Below are 17929 nucleotides of genomic sequence, written 5' to 3' on the forward strand. Positions count from 1 at the left end.
AACTTTATAAGATTATTGGGGTACTTTCAATAAACCTGTAACCTATTGACCTGATCATGTCCTCCTCTTTTAAATTGCGAAGCCTGTTGTTGCTTATGGCGATTACAGTTTATTTATCGGACGGAGTTTCCGCGTTCGCTGGTATCCGACAGAAAAGACTGTCTGATGAAAACCATATCAGCGGGCTTTTGGGAAAGGCTGGTTATTTTGTGTCCAGGCCGGAGTCAACGGATAGAGAACTGGATAGCGCCAGAGATTATTATGTTGAAGCGATTCGTCTGAGCAAGCTGATACGCAATCCTGGATGGTATAGAAGATGTATGCTGGAATTTGCAGATTACTACTTTGTGCGGGGAGAAGTGGGGAAGGGGAAAGCGGCTTATTTCGGGATTATCAGGGATTACCAAAATGAGCATGACCGGCTTAGCGAAGCAAAGACCTGGGATCGGATGGCGAAAAAAATACCGGATGGGACAAATGTTAACCTTCCCGATAAAATTCGGGCGCTTGAACACGCCCGGACGCTTTATGACAGTCTCGGGTATAAGGCTCAGTCAGTGGCGATGCTAAAAGGTATGGCGGAGAGCCACATTAAGGAGAGGAAATTGGAGCTGGCGAAATCGGAGCTGAACATTGTGCTGGCGCAGTATCAAAAACTGGGCAATAAAAATCTTTATGAGGTTTATGATTCCTTCGCAAAACTCAGCCGGGCGCAAATAGACCTGCATAAGGAACTGTACTACCGGCTTGAAATAATAAAAAGTATGGAAGCGGTTGGTAAAACGGAGGGGATCGATTATAGTTATCAAAAGCTGGCCCTCGTTTATGCCGATCTTAAAATGTTTAAGGAAAGCCTTGTGTGGAGTATAAGAGCACTTGATATTTTAAAGGAAAGAAAGGTTTTTTATGATTATTATGGCTATTTAAGTCTGATCATTTACGATTTTATAAAAGACGAACGACCGCAAGAAGGTCTGAAATTTTTGATCAAAGCAAGTCAGGAAGTGCCGCCGTTGTATCGATCTCATAAAGTTGATCTTCAGGAAGGTTTTGCCAATTGTTATGTTGCACTCAAACAATACCGGATTGCCGAAAAACATTATCTCGAAATGATGCGGTTGTATAAGCTAAATCTGGCCAGTCAGATTCCCTACGCGCAGCCTGAGGAAATGTTACTGGATTATATCCATTATTTTCAGATCATGGGGGATTTTTATGTCCTGACCAACCGTTTCGAAAAGGCTGGATTTTATTACAATAAGATACTTGAAATACCTGCCGGAAGGGTGAGACCGATCACACTCAGTAAAATTCATTTGATGCAATTCAGGGTCGACTCTGCTTCGGCCAAATACGTGTCGGCCATCAGGCATTTTGAACAGCATAAAAAACTGGACGATTCGTTGTTCAACATTACGAAGAGCAATCAGATCGGGGAGCTGCAATTTAAATATGAAACGGAAAAGAAGGATAAGGAACTTCAGGTAAAACAAAAGAATATCCTGATGCTGACAACGAAAGGGCAGTTGCAGGAAGTTAACCTGAAGAAGGCCAATACCACCAGAAACATTATCGGCTTTTCGGCGCTGATGATGCTTTGTTTTGCTTATCTGGGCTATCGAATCAAACAAAAAGATAATACCAGGCTTCAGGCACAGCAGAAAGAGATCAATGAACAAAATCTCAGGCTTAGGGAAGTTTTGATAAAACAGAACAAACTGATCGTGGAGAAGGAATGGCTGGTGAAAGAAATCCATCACAGGGTCAAAAATAACCTGCAAATTGTGATTAGTCTGCTTAATACCCAGTCACGTTATCTCGATAACAAACAGGCGATCGAAGCGATCGGGGAAAGCAGGCACAGGATGCAGGCGATGTCGCTGATCCATGAAAAGTTATATCAGTCGGAGAATGTAACGGTGGTGAATATGCAGACTTATATCACCGAGCTGATCAAATATTTGGATGAAAGTCTTAACAGGAAAGAAAACCTGTCGTTTGAAATTGATGTAAACAGCATAGATCTTGTGATCTCGCAGGCCATTCCCGTAGGGCTGATACTGAACGAAGCCATTACGAACGCGATCAAATATGCGTTCCCGGGAGAGGAGCCTGGTCTGATTTCGGTATGTATGGAGCTGCTCAGTGATTCTTTGATAAGATTACAGGTGAAGGATAACGGTATTGGCTTTCCTCAGGGATTTGATTTTCATAAGAATGATTCAATGGGAGCGAAACTTATGGATGGCCTTGCCCGGCAGATTGGTGAAAAGCTCGTGGTTCAGAGCGAAAACGGAGTTTTGATCCGGGTTGTTTTTAATATGGATAAAGAGCCGGTGCTGGTCCGCGGTTTTCAGGAGGGCTGATTTGGCTTAAAAACGGATGTAGGCGGGGGATTATCGAAAATTCAGGAAGGTTATTCCGGCAAAAATACAAAAAAGATTGTCCCCTTTCCTTCTTCACTTTCGAACCAGAGCCGGCCGTGATGTGCCTCTACAATTTGCCTGGAAATGTACAGCCCCAGTCCGAAAGGCTGCTCTCCGGCTGTTCCTTTTCTTTTGGATGGCGTAAAGGGATCAAATAGTTTTTCAGCGTGATCTTTTGGGATGCCCAAGCCATTGTCTTTCACAGAAATGATAATTCCCGCCTTTTCCTGCTTCGCATTTACTTCAATTGTTTCTCCGCACGGACTGAATTTGATCGCATTTACGATCAGGTTATTAAGTACCCGCAAAAGTTTGTCGCGGTCTGCTGTGATGGTTTTTGGTGTTGATTCTTGTAAAACAAGCTGTTGTTTTTTTTCATTAGCCTTGAAGGTCAGCAAAACGACAGTTTGCAGAAGAAAGGCGGGCAGATCAATCGGTTCTTTATTTAATTCTGATTCATGGAAATTAAAATCGGTCTGAAGCAGATCACTGATCAATGTCAGACAGCTATTGCTTGACTCATAAATAAGCTGGACAAATTCACCGCGTTCGCCCGAGGTCAGCTCATCATCCTGAAGGAGCGTGCTCAGTGAATGAATAGCGCCAATAGGATTGCGCAGATCGTGCGCCACCATTTTGATAAGTCTGGCGAAGTTATTGTTGCTTTTTTCAAGATCTTCGGTGGTGGATTCGAGCTGACGAAATTGCATTGTCAGCACTTCGTTGGTTTTTCGGGTCAGTTTCCAGTTTCTCCACAAGAAAATAATGCTGAGCAGGGTAAGAACAGAAACCGCGACAGCCAGCCAAAGAAGCCGTTGACTGTACTCTGCCTCCACTTTCTGAGAAACCAGCTGCTGGTCTTTTACCGCATATTCAATGTAATCGATACCCGAAACCCGGTCGATTTCGGTTTGTTGTTCATACAGTTTCAAAAGTTTTTTACTGTAAATAAAAGCGGTTGCATTGTCCCCCCGGTCCTGATAAATTTCATAAAGTCTTTTACAAATTTGTTGGGCGTACATGCGGTAGCTTTTTTGCTCTGCAATGCGAAGCGCCTGCCTGAAAAACGTTACACCCTTTTCGGGGTCGAGCACTTGTCAGGGTTTGTTCCAGCAATTCTACGCCCTGTTTCTTTTTCTTGTTTTCAATCAGATTATTAGCTCTGAGCTGTTGAACCGCCAGTTTTAAGCGTAGGTCATGATATTTTTCGGAAATTTTATCAGCCCTTTCGATGTAGGCAGATTTTTGTTTTTCCGTAAATTTCTGGGGGTAAATCAATACATAATTATAGATAACGATCGCTGTTATCGAGTCATGGGCAATCAGGTTTCCAAGTGACAGTGCCTTATCAAAGTTGACCAATGCTTTTTGATCCTTACCGCTGACACTATAAACACTGCCGATATTCATCAGTGTTTGAACGATATTGGAAGAATCATTCAGCGCCGTGTACTGGTTATAGGCATCATTGTAATAACGTAAAGCAAGCTGAATGTTGCCTTTGATATCAAATACAATGCCCATGTTATTGGTAGCATCGGCCAGTCCCCGGGCATATTCCAGCCTGAAAGCGATTTCGCGCGCACGCAATGCATAGTAGAGCGTGCTGTCTGCATTTTGCTCATAAAAAAGCAGTGATATTCTGTTGACTGCGTCAACGTATTGCGTACTGTCTTTGATTGAAGAAAGGCTTTGTTTGAGTGTGCGTATTTTTTCAACCTGGCCAAAAACCGGCAGGACAAATAACCCCAGCAAGAGAATACAGCATAGACCAGCCCTCATCGAATCGAATTTATTTCGCTTATGGTATAAAATGCACTCGAATAAATATTATAAAATTCGTATTCAAAAGCAAGAAAAGGATCAGCAGAAGGCACACAATTTTAGAATTAGTTACCAGGTGCGTATATATTTATGCGTTCCGTTACCACACTGACAGGTTAAGCGGGCTGGAATCGCACTGTATGGCATTTGTCAAGTTTATCAATTTTTACCGTTAAATAAATTCAATAGCTGGTAGTAATTATATTATTGGAATATTTTTTAAGTTTATACTAATATTGTGTAATAATTATTTTACATAAACTACAAATAAATATGACATAAATAAAACTCAACGTTCTTTAAATATTAACTGATTAACATGCCCTCCTATGCTACACGTACGTCTTGGCGATGAAAAAATCGCCGGGGAAAACCTGTTGATATCATACCTTCCATGAACTTGAACGTAATCGGGAATTATCCCTTTAGCCAACCTGTGAGCCATTTATGATGTGATGCACGGCAATTTTTTGCTTCTTTTTTTTAATAAGAAAAGTAGGTAAGTGATTAATTGTAAGTTTTTTATATCGGTGTGAATCAGGTCAGACGGCTGAAAAGCAGGATTTGTAAACATGAAACCAGAAGTAGACCCTAAAAATTTATTCCTTGAAATATCAGTGCTTCTTACGGGTTTCAACAACGCGGAGCTTTATGCAACCGGTATGTTTGATACCTATTATCATGCCTTGCAGGCTAATACCGGCCAGGCGAACTTTGCTTACTTCTTTGAGGAAGTAGAAAAAATTTTACTTGAAAATCGCAATGAACCTGAAAAAATTAATCAGGCGATAACTTCCAGACTCATGCAACCTTCATCGTATAACGGCCTGGCCGGATCAATCATTACGATGTGGTATACAGGCAATTGGGGAAATGATGTGATAGACGGCCAGGCCTATGTGCAGGGACTTGTCTGGGATGCCGCGCAGACTCATCCGCCCGGTGCAAAACAGCCTGGATTTGGCTCCTGGAGTATGCCTCCTTTGTAATCATCACCTAAAAACCTGAGAAAAATGGAATCAAAACATTATGATGTGGTGATTGTGGGTTCGGGTATATCGGGCTCCGTAATTGCCAAAACATTAACCAACGCCGGCAAGAAAGTGCTGATACTGGAAGCTGGTTTACAGGCCGGTATCGCTCTGGAAGGGGAAGCGGCTTACAATGTATATCAGGATTATATCCGGACTTTCTACAATGCTCCTGCAAAGGTCCCGAATTCACCCTATCCGGATTTGAAAGATGCGCCGTCGATTGATGTACTTCAAATTCAGAAACTGCAACCGGGACAGGTACCACCTCCGGGTTATCTGGTCCAAAAAGGACCGCTGCCTTTCGCGAGCGACTGTATGCGCGGGCCGGGCGGAACCACGATGCACTGGCTGGGTACTACGCTGCGGATGCTTCCCAACGATTTCAGAATGAAGTCGGTGTATGATCAAAACGTGGATTGGCCGATCAGTTATGAGCATCTCAAACCTTTTTACGAGATGGCCGAGCTGGAAATAGGAGTGTCGGGGAATGTGCAGGATCAGCATTACCCGGGTATTGGTCCCGATTTCTTTGGAGAAGATTATGTATATCCGATGAGGAAAATTCCGCAGAGTTATATGGACGGGCTGATTTCAAAGAAAACCGACCGGCTTAAAGTAACCGTGAACGATAAAACGTATCAGCTGAGCTGCATCAGTACTCCACAAGGCCGCAATTCTGTACCTAATACCCGTTATGCTTACAGCAAAATAATCTGGGATAAAACGAAAAAGAAACTCCGGTTAGCGAAGGCTGATCAGTATAACAACATCCCGTCTCTTTGGGATAATTACACCGGTGAACGTTGCGAGGGCAATGCAAGCTGCGTGCCCATCTGCCCGGTACAAGCCAAATATAATGCTCTGAAAACGCTGAAAAAGGCTAACAAAGAGAATCTTGAAGTATCAACGCGCTCGGTGGTGTCAAGGATCATCATCGACAAAAAAAACAAACGCGTCGAAGGCATAGAATACAAACGGTATGAAAATCCAGGGGAACCGGAGCATACCAACCTGACGGCAAAAGGCACGATTTATGTCCTGGCTGCGAGTGCTATTGAAAATGCCAAGATTTTGCTGGCATCAGACGCCGCCAATACCAGCGATCAGGTGGGGCGTAATCTAATGGACCACCTCGTGATGTTAACCTGGGGGTTGTCAAAGGAAAAGGTTTATCCTTACCGCGGCCCGGGTTCCACAACCAATATCCCAACTTTCCGCGATGGAGAATTCAGAAAAGAACATGCGGCCTGGATATCACCGATCGATAACTGGGGGTGGAGCTGGCCTGTATTTTCGCCGGGTTCGGATGTTAGTGCGGCCATCGCCAACGGCCTGTTTGGCAAGGCTTTGCGTGATCATATCAATGAGGTCGTGACCCGTCAGGTACTGCTGCATTTTGAGGTCGAGCAAAGTCCCGAACCGGAAAACCGAGTGACCATTGATCCCGCTTACAAAGATGCGCTTGGAAATTATAAGCCGGTCATTCATTACAGCGTAAGCGATTATATGTTGAAATCGTTTGAGGCTGCGAAGATTGTTTCTGATCAGATTTTTGAGGCCAATGACATTGAAGACCATACGGTTTACAATCCCGTGACTGACCCGGATTATGTGGTTTACAAAGGCCAGGGCTATACCTTTCGGGGAGCCGGGCATATCGTGGGGACACACCGGATGGGTTTTACCAAAGACGATTCGGTTGTAGATAAAGATCAGCGTTGCTGGGATCACGACAATCTGTTTTTGGCAGGTTGCGGAAATATGCCTACGCTGGGTACCTCAAATCCCACCCTGACCATGACGGCCCTGGCGTTCAACGTGGCCGAAAATATCCTCAAACAACTTTAAGATCTTCACCCATGAGCGATTTACTAAACAAAATATATACCGGATCGACAACGCAGCCGGGTAATCCGAAAAGGCAAAAACTGATTAAGCCGTTGCCCGCTGTTTCGCCCGCCCGATTGTTTGCTGTGGAGGGAGCGGAAAAAGCACAGTTACCACAGCCTTTAATCAAAACACTGGACGACCTGAAACGTAACCTGCAAACGGCTGTTGAGCTGGAACACTCCACCATACCGCCTTATCTTTGCGCGCTTTACTCCATTAAGGAAGGTACCAATACGGTCGCTTCGACGATTATCCGCAGTGTGGTTGTTGAAGAAATGCTGCACATGATATTGGCGGCCAATATTCTTAACGCCATTGGGGGAAAGCCGGTAATCAATCAAAAAGAATTTGTCCCGACGTATCCCGGCTATCTTCCCGGAAGTGATAAGTCTTTCATCGTCGGTCTTGAAAAGTTCTCCAAAGAAAGCATTGACGTTTTTCTGAAAATTGAAAAGCCGTCACCACCGCTTCCGAAATTTGATCCCGAACAGGCGGCCGATTTGTTGTTTGAAGATCCTGGTTTCCAAACCATCGGGCAGTTTTATCAGGCCATTATGCTGGGAATTGAATATGTAAATGAAAATACGCCGGGCGGGATTTTTATCGATGATCCGGAAGTCCATAAGAGGCAGGTTACTCAGGAGCATTATTACGGCAGTGGTGGGATGATCGTACCGGTATACAGCATAGAAAATGCGCGGGAAGCAATCGAAGAAATTGTAGGGCAGGGCGAAGGAATAGATGATACAATTGACGATTCTGATGCGAAATTATTCGGTCAGACCACGGAGTATGCGCACTATTTCCGGTTCAACGAGCTGTTGATGGAACGCATGTATGCCGAAGATGATACGCCGAAAAGCGGCCCGACTGGCGACCCGATCGTCGTTGACTGGATTGCCGTTCATAACATGAAAGCCAATCCGAAAGTGGAGGATTATAAAGATCAGCCCGATTTACTGACAAAAGCAAAGGAATTTAACCAGTCGTATACCCAGCTGCTTGACCAGATTCACAAAGCCTGCAATGGAGAGCCGGAACAGCTGATGAAAGGAATAGCCCTGATGTATAAACTGAAATATCTGGCTACTGAACTGATGAACATTCCCCTGGGAGATTCCGGCATGATGGCTGGCCCCACCTTCGAATACGAACCATAATAAATCCGAATTACCCTAATCAATTTTATACAATTATCACCGTAAACTTAATCCCTATGTTAAAAGTATCAAGTAATATCGCGCAAACACTAAGGCTTGGCGGCGAAGTTTCAGAAACTACATCAATGTTCGGCCCTTTAACGGACCTTATCGGAACCTGGGTAGGAAATAAAGGTTGGAATCTGGTAGCCGTTCCGAACCAAAAAGGAGGCTTTTTGCTATTGGTACAGCCCTATACAGAAACGCTTACGATCACGCCGCTGAGTACGCCGACACCCAACCGCGGAACGGACATTATTCAGCAGGTGCCGACTTTGTTATACAGCCTGAGTGTTCACAGCAATGTTGACGGAAGTTTACTTCATGCGGAAAATGGCACCTGGTTGTTACTGCCGAATTGTCCAAGCGATTTCAGTATCGCTCGCCAGGCATCCGTTCCGCACGGTGACTCGCTGCTGGCCTTGGGAGGCTCATCCGTAACGGCCGGTCCGCCACCCATTCAGCCGATAAGCACGCTGCCAATCACCGGCCCGGGACAAATGCCCTTCGGTTATACTGACCCTTATCTTGTGCCGATGCAAGGTTTTAACAAGATCAACCCTAATGCGACACTGCTTGATGCAATAAGCGGACAAACCATTATTTCATCTACTAATATCTCGGTCAGTACAGCAAATCAGGGAGGTATTTCCAATATCCCCTTTATCACGAAGAACGCCAATACAACCAGTTTTGAAGCCATATTCTGGATAGAAACGGTACAGAATCCGACAACCGGCGGCACGTTCCTGCAATTACAATACTCGCAAACCTCCATGATCGAGTTTATTCCTCAGTTTCATGATCCGTCCAAACTGATACAGTGGCCTCACGTGAATATCAACACCATGGTTAAACAGTAATGAGGTGCAGCCGGAATGCTTTCCGGCTGCATTTTACCAAAAGTTAAACGATCAAATGAATGATCAGTTACGGGACCTTTAATTGATTTAAATATTTACAGTCTTCCCCCTCAAACATCTTGAACTATGACAAAAGAAACAGGCAAGCACTTTGATGTGATCGTCATCGGCGGAGGTGCCATCGGGCTGGCCACCGCTTATCATCTCAACAAGAGAAGCTGCAAAACACTCGTGCTTGAACAGTTTAAATTCAAAAATCAGCTGGGCAGTTCGGCGGGTGTCTCCCGGCAATATCGCATTCCTTACCCCGAGGAATACATGGTACAAATGGCGCTGGATGCACAGCCTTTCTGGGATGAATTGCAAAATCAGACGCCCAGAAAATTGCTGGATAAAGTCGGGACGCTCTGGTTTGGTGATCCGGCTGTCCATTCAACGGAGGGCAATATCGCCGAAGCAGAACAGGCGCTTAAAGCCCTGAATGTCCCTTATACCACACTGACCTCGAAAGAGATCGAGGCGAAATATCATTTTAAGAACTTACCGGATACCTATACCGGGCTTTTTCAGGCTGATGGTGCCAGTATTGATTTTAAGGCCACGATAGAAACTTTATACGAAGCGGCAGAAAAAAGTGCCCACATCACTTTGAAGGAAGAATCTCCTGTCACCGATATCAAACAGGTCGGCAAATTGTTTGAGGTGATGACGCCAAGAGGGACGTTTGTAACCGAGAAACTGATCCTTGTTCCGGGGCCGTACATCGACAATGTCATCAACCTGTTAAATTTTAGAATCGAGGCGACTTACTGGAATATGTCGTCCGCTTATTTCAAAAAGACTGATCCTTCCATTCAATATCCCACCTGGTTTGTTTTTCAGAACGCCATCGGAGAAAATGGAAACCAGTTTTATGGTTTTCCGGGAGTGGTCTGGGACCACCCTGAGTATATCCGGGTCGCACCGGATTTTGTGATTGATCCCTTATCTGACCCGGACCAGCGAACGTTGGTTCCTAATCCGCAGGAGCTTGCCTATACTTCGGAATGGATAAAAAACCATATGACCGGACTGGATCCGGTTCCGCATTTTACTTCCACCTGTCTGATCGCCCTCAGCAAGATTGCCAACAAAGAGCTGCTGATCGATTTTGCACCGCCTTATGTGCCCAATCACAAAAACATCGTGGTTTATGCGACAGGCTGGGCTGCGAAGTTTACACCGTTTTTAGGTAAAATATTAACCGATCTGTCGCTCGACGGACATTCGGAATTCGATATTACACCGTTCAAACTGGGCTATAATTTTTTCAAAGCAATTTAAATCCAACGATAACCACACGATGAATAAGAACACACCACTTAACAGCGGCATGGCGCCCGGATTGAAAATAGAGGTAGCCATCATAGGCGCAGGGACTTCCGGCCTTTACAGCGCTTACCGGCTGACAGAACATAAAAAATATGCCGCTGATCAGGTTCAGATATTTGACATGAGCGACAGGCTTGGCGGCAGGCTGGAATCAGTCATTATGCCAGGAATGAACTTTTGGGGCGAACTTGGCGGTATGCGTTACCTGACTTCCCAGGAAATTGTGACCACGCTGATTGAGGGTTATCCCACCTCGGAAAAAGATCTCAGCAAGCGCACGCCTGTGCTTAAAGACAAAATGACGCCGGTAGATTTTCCCATGGGAAATCCGGCCGAACTGTTGTTCTACTTACGGAAACAGCATTTCAAACAGGATGCCTGGAATATTGCCCAGCGTTACGGTGAAAAGCTGGAAACCCGGTATTACCTCAATGAAGACGATCACGGTTTCAGTTCCGATCAGCTGTTTAACAAAATAATTTATGAGGTATTAATGGCTGACCCCTGGTTTGTCGGAAATTATTCGGATAAAGTTTCGAAGGGACCTTCGCAGTATGATTTTAGTTTTATGCTCACGAGCCGCGACTGGGACCAGGTAAAACCCAAGCTGACTTATCATTTCAAGGGTTCTCCCTATGACGGACGCAAGGTCAACGACCTGGGCTTCTGGAACCTGATCAAAGACCAGGTTTCCCAGGAAGGATATTTGTTTCTGGCCAATGCAGGCGGGTACTATTCCAACACCATCAACTGGAACGCAGCCGAGGCATTTCCCTATATGGTTGGGGATTTCTCTGAAAACATTACTTACAAAACGATCGAGGAAGGTTACGACAGCATCGCTTATGCGTTGGCTAATCAGTACATGGGGCATGAAGGTGCCTGCATTTGGTCGGAAAACAAACTGCTTACTTTCAGCAGGGACCATAAGGAAAAGGGGCATAAATATGAGCTCACTTTCCTGAACCTGAAAACCAACAAACAGTGGAAAGCTTATACAAATACCATTATCCTGGCGATGCCGCGCAAGTCGCTTGAACTTCTTGATCAGGACAATTTCTTCTTTAATGTAAATGAAAACACGGTCCTCGATAAAAATATCCGTTCCGTAATTATGGAGCCTGCTTTCAAGATTCTGATGGGTTTCAAACATCCCTGGTGGAAACAACTGGGCCTGGATTCAGGGCATTCGATAACGGATCTTCCGATTCGGCAATGTTATTATTTCGGTACGGACCCGGTGACGGATAATTCGATGTTGCTCGGCAGTTACGGGGATATGGAAACAGAAACATTCTGGAAGGCGCTTTCGGATGATAAGGTGTTGTTTAAGGTGAAAGCTGCCAAATCGGCTTCGCTTAATGAGTTGAAGGAGCTGGATCATGTGCAGGCAACGCAGCTGATGGTGGATGAAGTAATGTCGCAGCTCCGTGAAGTCCATGGAAAAATGGTTGCCATTCCTGATCCTTACGTCACCTATTTCAGAGACTGGACGGACGACCCCTATGGTGCCGGATACCACGCCTGGAAGGCCGGAATTTCAGTAAAAGATGTGATGCCCTACATGCGAAAACCGGATGCTAACGAGCGGATCCATATCTGTGGCGAAGCTTATTCGGACCAGCAGGGTTGGGTAGAGGGTGCATTCTGTGAGGCGGAAAAAATGTTACAGGAACATTTTGGCATGAAACGTCCCGTTTGGCTAAGCAAGGGTTATTACATGGGTTGGTAGACTTGCCGGAGTTGTTGTGCAAAAGAGCAGACCTTGTGGTTTTGTTCACAAGGTCTGCTCTTTTTAGTTGGCCCGCTTATTATTTAAGGTATACCACTTCAAACTTGGCAAGGGGAATATTACGTGATGAGCTCAGTAGTAAAGTTTCACCTTTTAGCGTGTAACGCGTGGCGGTTTGCAGGACTTTGATCAATTGCTGTTCGTTGACCGTATGCTGGCAGGCCATTTCCGTGCTGACAATTTTAGAAAATGAAATGCGGTTGCCGGACTGTAATTCATATTGCCCGTTGAGCACATTGCAGCCACCGTGCCCGTTAAACCGCCCTCCACGGGCTTTGAGGATAATATGCGGCTCTCGGTTATCATTTTTTTCCAGTGGTTTGCCCCCGATATCAATCAGCTTCCAGTACTTTTCCGTAATCTCCGGTGATTGCCGCGTCAGAATATATTTATCCGCATTCGATCCTGTGATCGTATTTCCCTGCTGATCGAGCTGCACCAGATGATCCTCACCGACACGAAAAATCGTCGTGCTGTTACCGGCTTCTTTCAGGAGAATCGAGTTTCCGTCCTTGCGCCAGGTAAAATTCCCTTTGGATTGGAAGGGCTTACTTTTTTTGCCGAGGTATTTGCGCTGAATCTGAAACGTACGATTTTTTTCAAGAGAAACGGTTGTTTCGATCCCTTCACAATCTGCACACGGCGTGATTCCACGGTAGGTCCCAGGCCAGTCCAGCGACTGAGCGCTGTTGTGCCCGTCTGATTCGTCCTTATTTTTTCTGGCGAAACGCATCACAGCAATATCCTTACTCAGGAGGTTTAACGTATTACCATCCGGACTGATATTATAGGATGTAACCTGTTTCAGCGTTTTAAAATAAACCTGTTCGCCGTTGCCTTCACAGGCCATCATGGTCGCAATGGCATCACCAAAAGTGATTTTGCTGCCTTTTACCGTGACTTTTCCCCCGTAACCGTTACAGCTGCTATTGCCGTTGAACTCGGAAAGAGATGCGTTCAGGATCAGCGTCGGCTTGTTTTTAGGATACAATCCGTCAAAGGCAATCCTCGGCCCGGAAATGTAGTTTAATTCCCAACTCCCCGGAAGCAAGGTGAGTTTCGATAGCTGCTGTCTGTTCCGCTGCGTTGGTTTCTGGCCTGTCGCACCATGTGAGCAGACGATAAGGAGGTTTAGGACAAAGAGAAGTAATTTTTTCATAGTACGTTTCTGGTTGATGATTACCGGTATTTTTCCTGATCGGAATAACTTTGTTTGTTATTGCAATATAAGACGTTACAAACAGAGAATTATTCAAAATGCGACGCTTTCTTTTTGGATTGACGGCGTTTTTTATCCACGCTTTCTGTGGTAAATCCCGTGCTCTTCTTTTGCCGGAATTGTTTTTTGAAATAAAATATATAATTTTGTATTGATCATTACAAAAATACTTTTAAAACGGATACGGACATGAGAGGCAGGCCGGCGATTTATGATAACCAGGATGTTTTGGAGAAAGCGCAAAAGGTGTTTTGGACAAAAGGGTTCACAGCGACTTCACTAGAAGATATTCTGCAAGCCATGGGCATGGGGAGCGGAAGTTTTTATAATGCTTTTAAAGGCGGGAAAAAGGAGCTGTTTAAGAAAACGATTCACCAGCGCAGGGAGGCACTGAAACGGTTTGAAGAATCCGTCAACAACAGTGAGACACCGGTTGAGATGATCAAAGACTTTTTCAGGAGTATAGCCAAAGCTGATGTATCGACGCATGCGCAGGGTTGTCTGATCGTCAATACCGTTGTGGAAATGGCATCCCTTGATGAGGAAATGGAAGAGGCTGCGGTGACTATTTTGAAGGAAGTAGAGGAATTTTACGTCAGGATTATAACCAGGGCTCAGCAAAAGGGCACGCTTAAAAACCAAACCGATCCCGTTATTCTGGGACGATACCTGATAACCTTGTGGAGTGGTTTGAACGTGCTCAGACGTATGTATCCGGATGAGGAGGTACTGCGAAAACAGATTGAAATGCAGCTCGAAATTATCAGCTAAATTTTTTTGAGCAATTTTGTAGTGATCAGCACAAAAATAAAACAACTAAAAAATCGAAAAAAAATAGTCGTATGGACTTACAATTAAAATCAAAAACGGCGTTTGTCAGCGGATCTACACAGGGCATTGGGTTTGCCATTGCCAGGTCGCTTTTGCTTGAAGGCGCCAGGGTTATCATCAACGGACGAACGCAGCAAAAGATAGATCAGGCTGTTGAAAAGTTAAAGAAAGAAGTGCCGGCAGGAGCGGTGTCAGGTATTGCCGCAGATTTTTCCGATGTAAACGAAGTGGATAAATTATTGGCTGCTCTTCCGCAAATTGATATTTTAATCAATAACGTAGGAATATTTGAGCTTCGCGAATTTGGCGAGATTCAGGATGAGGACTGGACGAAGTTTTTTGAAGTGAATGTGTTAAGCGGCGTCAGATTATCACGCGCTTTGTTGCCGGGTATGCTGGAAAGAAACCAGGGGCGCATCATTTTTATCAGCAGTGAATCCGCAGTGCATATCCCGGCGAATATGATCCATTACGGAACTACCAAGACCGCAATGTTATCCGTGAGCCGGGGTTTGGCCGAGCTGACCCGAAATACCGAGATCACCGTGAACACGATTCTGGGAGGGCCTACGTATTCCGACGGTGCCGCGCTTGCGATTGAGCATGTGGCAAAGGCACAGAACCAGCCTGTTGAGGCCGTAAAACAGAATCTGATGCAGGCGATCAACCCTACTTCCTTATTACAGCGGTTCATCGAGCCTTCCGAGATTGCCAACCTGGCGGTGTATCTTTCCAGTCCTTTGTCGATAGCCACAAACGGCTCTGCGCTGCGGGCCGACGGTGGTGTTCTCAATACGATCTTTTAACCGAGTTTGGCAGATCATTCTGATTTGCTTTTTTTTCCTGATTCAGAATCGCTGCTACCCCGTTCTGAATCAGGATTTCTGTTTTTTATACGCTGGTAAGGTGTTTTTGTATACTGATAGCAGGAATAAATTTAAACTTTTGAAGAACTTCTTAAACAGAGGTACCCTGTTTTTTATAACAATTGTCTTATGGTTATCTTACTATCAGTCGGGGTGTTACGGTGGCGATAGCTAAGGCCGGTCCTGATACAACAAGGTCAGGATAATCAAAATGGTGTGACGCCAGGAATATTAAGGCAAATAATAATCTCTATGAAAAAAGTATCAGTTCTTGCTTTACTCGCATTGTCATTCAACCTTTCGGCACAGACATTCTCGCCGAAAGAAATTAAAACATTGAAAAAGGAGGCCGGCCAGGTGACCATCGTTAAAGACCGGTATGGTGTGCCGCACGTTTACACAAAAACCGATGCGCAGGCTGTCTTCGGGTTAAGTTATGTCCAATGTGAGGAGTTTTTTGATAAGGTGGAAGCTTCGCTGATCAGCCGGCTTGGGCGACAGGCAGAAGTCGACGGGGAGCCGGCGGTTTACAAGGATCTTTGGTCAAAAATGTTCACGGATTCCGTACAGGCGAAAGCGGCGTTTTCAAAATCACCTCCGTGGCTTCAAAAGTTATGTGTCGGTTTCGCTGGCGGTATCAACTATTATATGATCTCGCATCCTGAGAAAAAGCCAAAACTGATCAAACGTGTCGAGCCATGGATGTGTCTCATGAATGATATACCTGCGGTGGGTGGCAGCAATGTTGATGAGGAGGATTTTATTGCTCTGTATTCTAAAAAGGCACCAAAATTTACTTCCTATGCACCCATGGAGGAATCGAACCCGTATCGTGAACCATCGGGATCCAATGGCTGGGCCATTGCGCCGTCCCGTACGAAAAGTAAAAATGCAATGCTGCTGATCAATCCGCATTCAGAATTTTACGGACGTATCGAAATTCAGCTTGTCAGTAAAGAGGGATTAAATTCTTACGGAGCGCCTTTCTTTGGCCAGTTCAGTCTGTTTCAGGGGTTCAATGAAAATCTTGGCTGGATGCATCCCGTATCTCTTTCTGATGCCAAGGACCTATATGCAGAAACGGTGGAGCAAAAAGATGGGAAGTGTTTTTACAAATATAACGGAACACTCCGGCCCGTGGACAGCACCGAGATTACCATTCCCTATAAAAAAGGAAATGAAATCCTGACCAAAAAGTTCATGACCTATCACACGCATCATGGCCCGGTAGTTTCTATTCTGAACAATAAATGGGTGACTTTAAAAACGGTCGACGCAAGCATTGATCTGCTTGCGATGCACTGGGAGAAGATGAAAGCAAGAAATATGGAACAGTTTAAGGCGTCCATGAACAGGAGGGCTATGACCGGAAGTAACGTGGTGTATGCAGATGACAAAGGTAATATTGCCTATTGGCATGGCAATTTTGTTCCTCAAAAGGATCCGTCTTTTGACTGGAAGCGTCCGGTCGATGGCAGCACGGATGCTACGGAATGGAAAGGAACTTACAGTCTGGATGAGATCCCGAATTATGTTAACCCGGCCAATGGCTGGTTGCAGAACTGTAATTCCACGGTTCTTTATGCCACAGGGCCCTATGATTCTTTGATGAGCCAGAAACCCAAATACATGTTTCCTGACGGACAAACGCCAAGGGCTATGAATGCGGTGCGGGTGCTGGATAAAATTCAGGATGCGACGATGGATGATATTGTGGCCGCTGCACATGACACTTATTTGCCAAATGCTGCCCTATACATTCCGGATCTGATTTCCGCTTACGGTAAAATAACTCCGGGTAACACAGAGTTGGCTGGTCCCGTTGAGGCATTGGAAAACTGGGATTTCAGAACGGATACGAGCTCCGTTGCAACGACGCTGGCGGTGATGTGGATCGAGAAAATCATTGAGATGGATTTAGCTAAACTTCAAAAGCCGTACACAATGGAGGAAAGGTATTCGATCACGAATGGGGCGGCTGTTTCAACTAAAAATCTTGCAGAACACCAATTGACCGATGCTCTGAAATCGGTTATTACAGAGCTTAACAAAGACTTTGGTACCTGGCAGGTGAGCTGGGGTTCGGTCAATCGTTACCAGCGCAATGCTGCCGGACAAGCGCCAAGTGACAGCAATAAAAGCTGGGCTTTGCCGGCCACACCGGGTTATCTGGGTTCGCTGAATGCTTATGTCAGTAAAAAGGGTCCTAAAACCAAAAGTCGCTATGGGCTAACCGGTAATACATTTGTGGCAGTGGTAGAATTTGGAAAGGAACTGAAAGCAAAAACCATTCTGACGGGCGGTTCGAGTGCTGATCCTGCATCGCCGCATTTTACCGACCAGGTTGATGGGTATATTAATCATCAGTACAAGGACATATTTTTCTATAAAAAGGACGTCCTTGCGAACGCGGAGAAAACTTATCATCCGGGCGAGTAGTACAGTCGGGTTGGTTTAGCCGGGTTTTGTGCCTGGTGATTAGTACGTTTTTTTATCCGTCCGACGGCTTTTCCGCCGTCGGACGGAGCGAGCCTCCCGTCGGATGGCTTTTTCCGCCATCCGACGGGTAAAAAACAGTTTCAGCAAAAAACAGCAATTGATGAAGGAAGGTTAC

At 45.2% G+C, this 17929-nt stretch carries 13 protein-coding genes; 10 read left to right on the forward strand and 3 right to left on the reverse strand.

Features of this window, described 5'->3' with window-relative positions; translation table 11 throughout:
* The first annotated feature begins 56 nt into the window (after window positions 1-56).
* Complete coding sequence (locus M1L62_RS16155; RefSeq protein ID WP_254560640.1) at window positions 57-2366, forward strand: sensor histidine kinase; 2310 nt, start codon at window positions 57-59, stop codon at window positions 2364-2366.
* Window positions 2367-2416: 50 nt separating this feature from the next.
* Here the strand turns inward: M1L62_RS16155 and M1L62_RS16160 are convergent, their stop codons facing one another.
* A complete protein-coding gene (locus M1L62_RS16160) occupies window positions 2417-3448 on the reverse strand; it encodes a sensor histidine kinase (RefSeq protein WP_254560641.1) in 1032 nt (343 codons plus the stop codon).
* The gene (locus M1L62_RS16165; protein WP_254560642.1) at window positions 3426-4208 is read right to left on the reverse strand and encodes a tetratricopeptide repeat protein; all 783 of its coding nucleotides are present in this window, start codon (window positions 4206-4208) and stop codon (window positions 3426-3428) included. The genes M1L62_RS16160 and M1L62_RS16165 overlap by 23 nt, the downstream gene beginning before the upstream one ends.
* A 614-nt stretch (window positions 4209-4822) precedes the next feature.
* Between M1L62_RS16165 and M1L62_RS16170 the strand changes: the two genes are divergently transcribed.
* From M1L62_RS16170 to M1L62_RS16195, 6 genes are all read left to right on the forward strand, one after another.
* On the forward strand, window positions 4823-5239 hold the full coding sequence (locus M1L62_RS16170) for a hypothetical protein (protein WP_254560643.1): 417 nt from the start codon (window positions 4823-4825) through the stop codon (window positions 5237-5239).
* A gap of 24 nt (window positions 5240-5263) precedes the next feature.
* Complete coding sequence (locus tag M1L62_RS16175; protein WP_254560644.1) at window positions 5264-7132, forward strand: GMC family oxidoreductase; 1869 nt, start codon at window positions 5264-5266, stop codon at window positions 7130-7132.
* 11 nt (window positions 7133-7143) lie between these two features.
* Window positions 7144-8334, forward strand: coding sequence for a ferritin-like domain-containing protein (locus tag M1L62_RS16180; protein ID WP_254560645.1), 1191 nt, complete (start codon window positions 7144-7146; stop codon window positions 8332-8334).
* Between the two features lie 56 nt (window positions 8335-8390).
* Window positions 8391-9236, forward strand: a complete 846-nt coding sequence (locus M1L62_RS16185; protein WP_254560646.1) for a heme-binding protein — start codon at window positions 8391-8393, stop codon at window positions 9234-9236.
* A gap of 126 nt (window positions 9237-9362) precedes the next feature.
* Window positions 9363-10559, forward strand: a complete 1197-nt coding sequence (locus M1L62_RS16190) for an FAD-dependent oxidoreductase (protein WP_254560647.1) — start codon at window positions 9363-9365, stop codon at window positions 10557-10559.
* Window positions 10560-10578: 19 nt separating this feature from the next.
* Window positions 10579-12339 (forward strand): flavin monoamine oxidase family protein, encoded by a 1761-nt coding sequence (locus tag M1L62_RS16195; RefSeq protein ID WP_254560648.1) that lies wholly within the window; start codon window positions 10579-10581, stop codon window positions 12337-12339.
* 79 nt (window positions 12340-12418) lie between these two features.
* Here the strand turns inward: M1L62_RS16195 and M1L62_RS16200 are convergent, their stop codons facing one another.
* Window positions 12419-13558: an META domain-containing protein gene (locus M1L62_RS16200; protein WP_254560649.1), complete on the reverse strand. Its 1140-nt coding sequence runs from the start codon at window positions 13556-13558 to the stop codon at window positions 12419-12421.
* 249 nt (window positions 13559-13807) lie between these two features.
* Between M1L62_RS16200 and M1L62_RS16205 the strand changes: the two genes are divergently transcribed.
* From M1L62_RS16205 to M1L62_RS16215, 3 genes are all read left to right on the forward strand, one after another.
* Window positions 13808-14389, forward strand: coding sequence for a TetR/AcrR family transcriptional regulator (locus M1L62_RS16205; protein ID WP_254560650.1), 582 nt, complete (start codon window positions 13808-13810; stop codon window positions 14387-14389).
* A 71-nt stretch (window positions 14390-14460) separates the two neighbouring features.
* On the forward strand, window positions 14461-15255 hold the full coding sequence (locus tag M1L62_RS16210) for an SDR family NAD(P)-dependent oxidoreductase (protein WP_254560651.1): 795 nt from the start codon (window positions 14461-14463) through the stop codon (window positions 15253-15255).
* 312 nt (window positions 15256-15567) lie between these two features.
* A complete protein-coding gene (locus M1L62_RS16215; RefSeq protein WP_254560652.1) occupies window positions 15568-17754 on the forward strand; it encodes a penicillin acylase family protein in 2187 nt (728 codons plus the stop codon).
* Window positions 17755-17929: the final 175 nt, after the last annotated feature.

Origin of the sequence: Dyadobacter diqingensis, from assembly GCF_024220585.1 — a bacterium.
In the GTDB taxonomy this organism is placed as follows: domain Bacteria; phylum Bacteroidota; class Bacteroidia; order Cytophagales; family Spirosomataceae; genus Dyadobacter; species Dyadobacter diqingensis.

Coding starts and splice junctions, on each gene's coding strand:
- M1L62_RS16185 (WP_254560646.1), top strand. CDS start 8,391: ATGTTAAAAGTATCAAGTAATATCGCGCAAACACTAAGGCTTGGCGGC.
- M1L62_RS16205 (WP_254560650.1), top strand. CDS start 13,808: ATGAGAGGCAGGCCGGCGATTTATGATAACCAGGATGTTTTGGAGAAA.
- M1L62_RS16195 (WP_254560648.1), top strand. CDS start 10,579: ATGAATAAGAACACACCACTTAACAGCGGCATGGCGCCCGGATTGAAA.
- M1L62_RS16190 (WP_254560647.1), top strand. CDS start 9,363: ATGACAAAAGAAACAGGCAAGCACTTTGATGTGATCGTCATCGGCGGA.
- M1L62_RS16170 (WP_254560643.1), top strand. CDS start 4,823: ATGAAACCAGAAGTAGACCCTAAAAATTTATTCCTTGAAATATCAGTG.
- M1L62_RS16215 (WP_254560652.1), top strand. CDS start 15,568: ATGAAAAAAGTATCAGTTCTTGCTTTACTCGCATTGTCATTCAACCTT.
- M1L62_RS16155 (WP_254560640.1), top strand. CDS start 57: ATGTCCTCCTCTTTTAAATTGCGAAGCCTGTTGTTGCTTATGGCGATT.
- M1L62_RS16180 (WP_254560645.1), top strand. CDS start 7,144: ATGAGCGATTTACTAAACAAAATATATACCGGATCGACAACGCAGCCG.
- M1L62_RS16175 (WP_254560644.1), top strand. CDS start 5,264: ATGGAATCAAAACATTATGATGTGGTGATTGTGGGTTCGGGTATATCG.
- M1L62_RS16160 (WP_254560641.1), bottom strand. CDS start 3,448: ATGTACGCCCAACAAATTTGTAAAAGACTTTATGAAATTTATCAGGAC.
- M1L62_RS16165 (WP_254560642.1), bottom strand. CDS start 4,208: ATGAGGGCTGGTCTATGCTGTATTCTCTTGCTGGGGTTATTTGTCCTG.
- M1L62_RS16200 (WP_254560649.1), bottom strand. CDS start 13,558: ATGAAAAAATTACTTCTCTTTGTCCTAAACCTCCTTATCGTCTGCTCA.
- M1L62_RS16210 (WP_254560651.1), top strand. CDS start 14,461: ATGGACTTACAATTAAAATCAAAAACGGCGTTTGTCAGCGGATCTACA.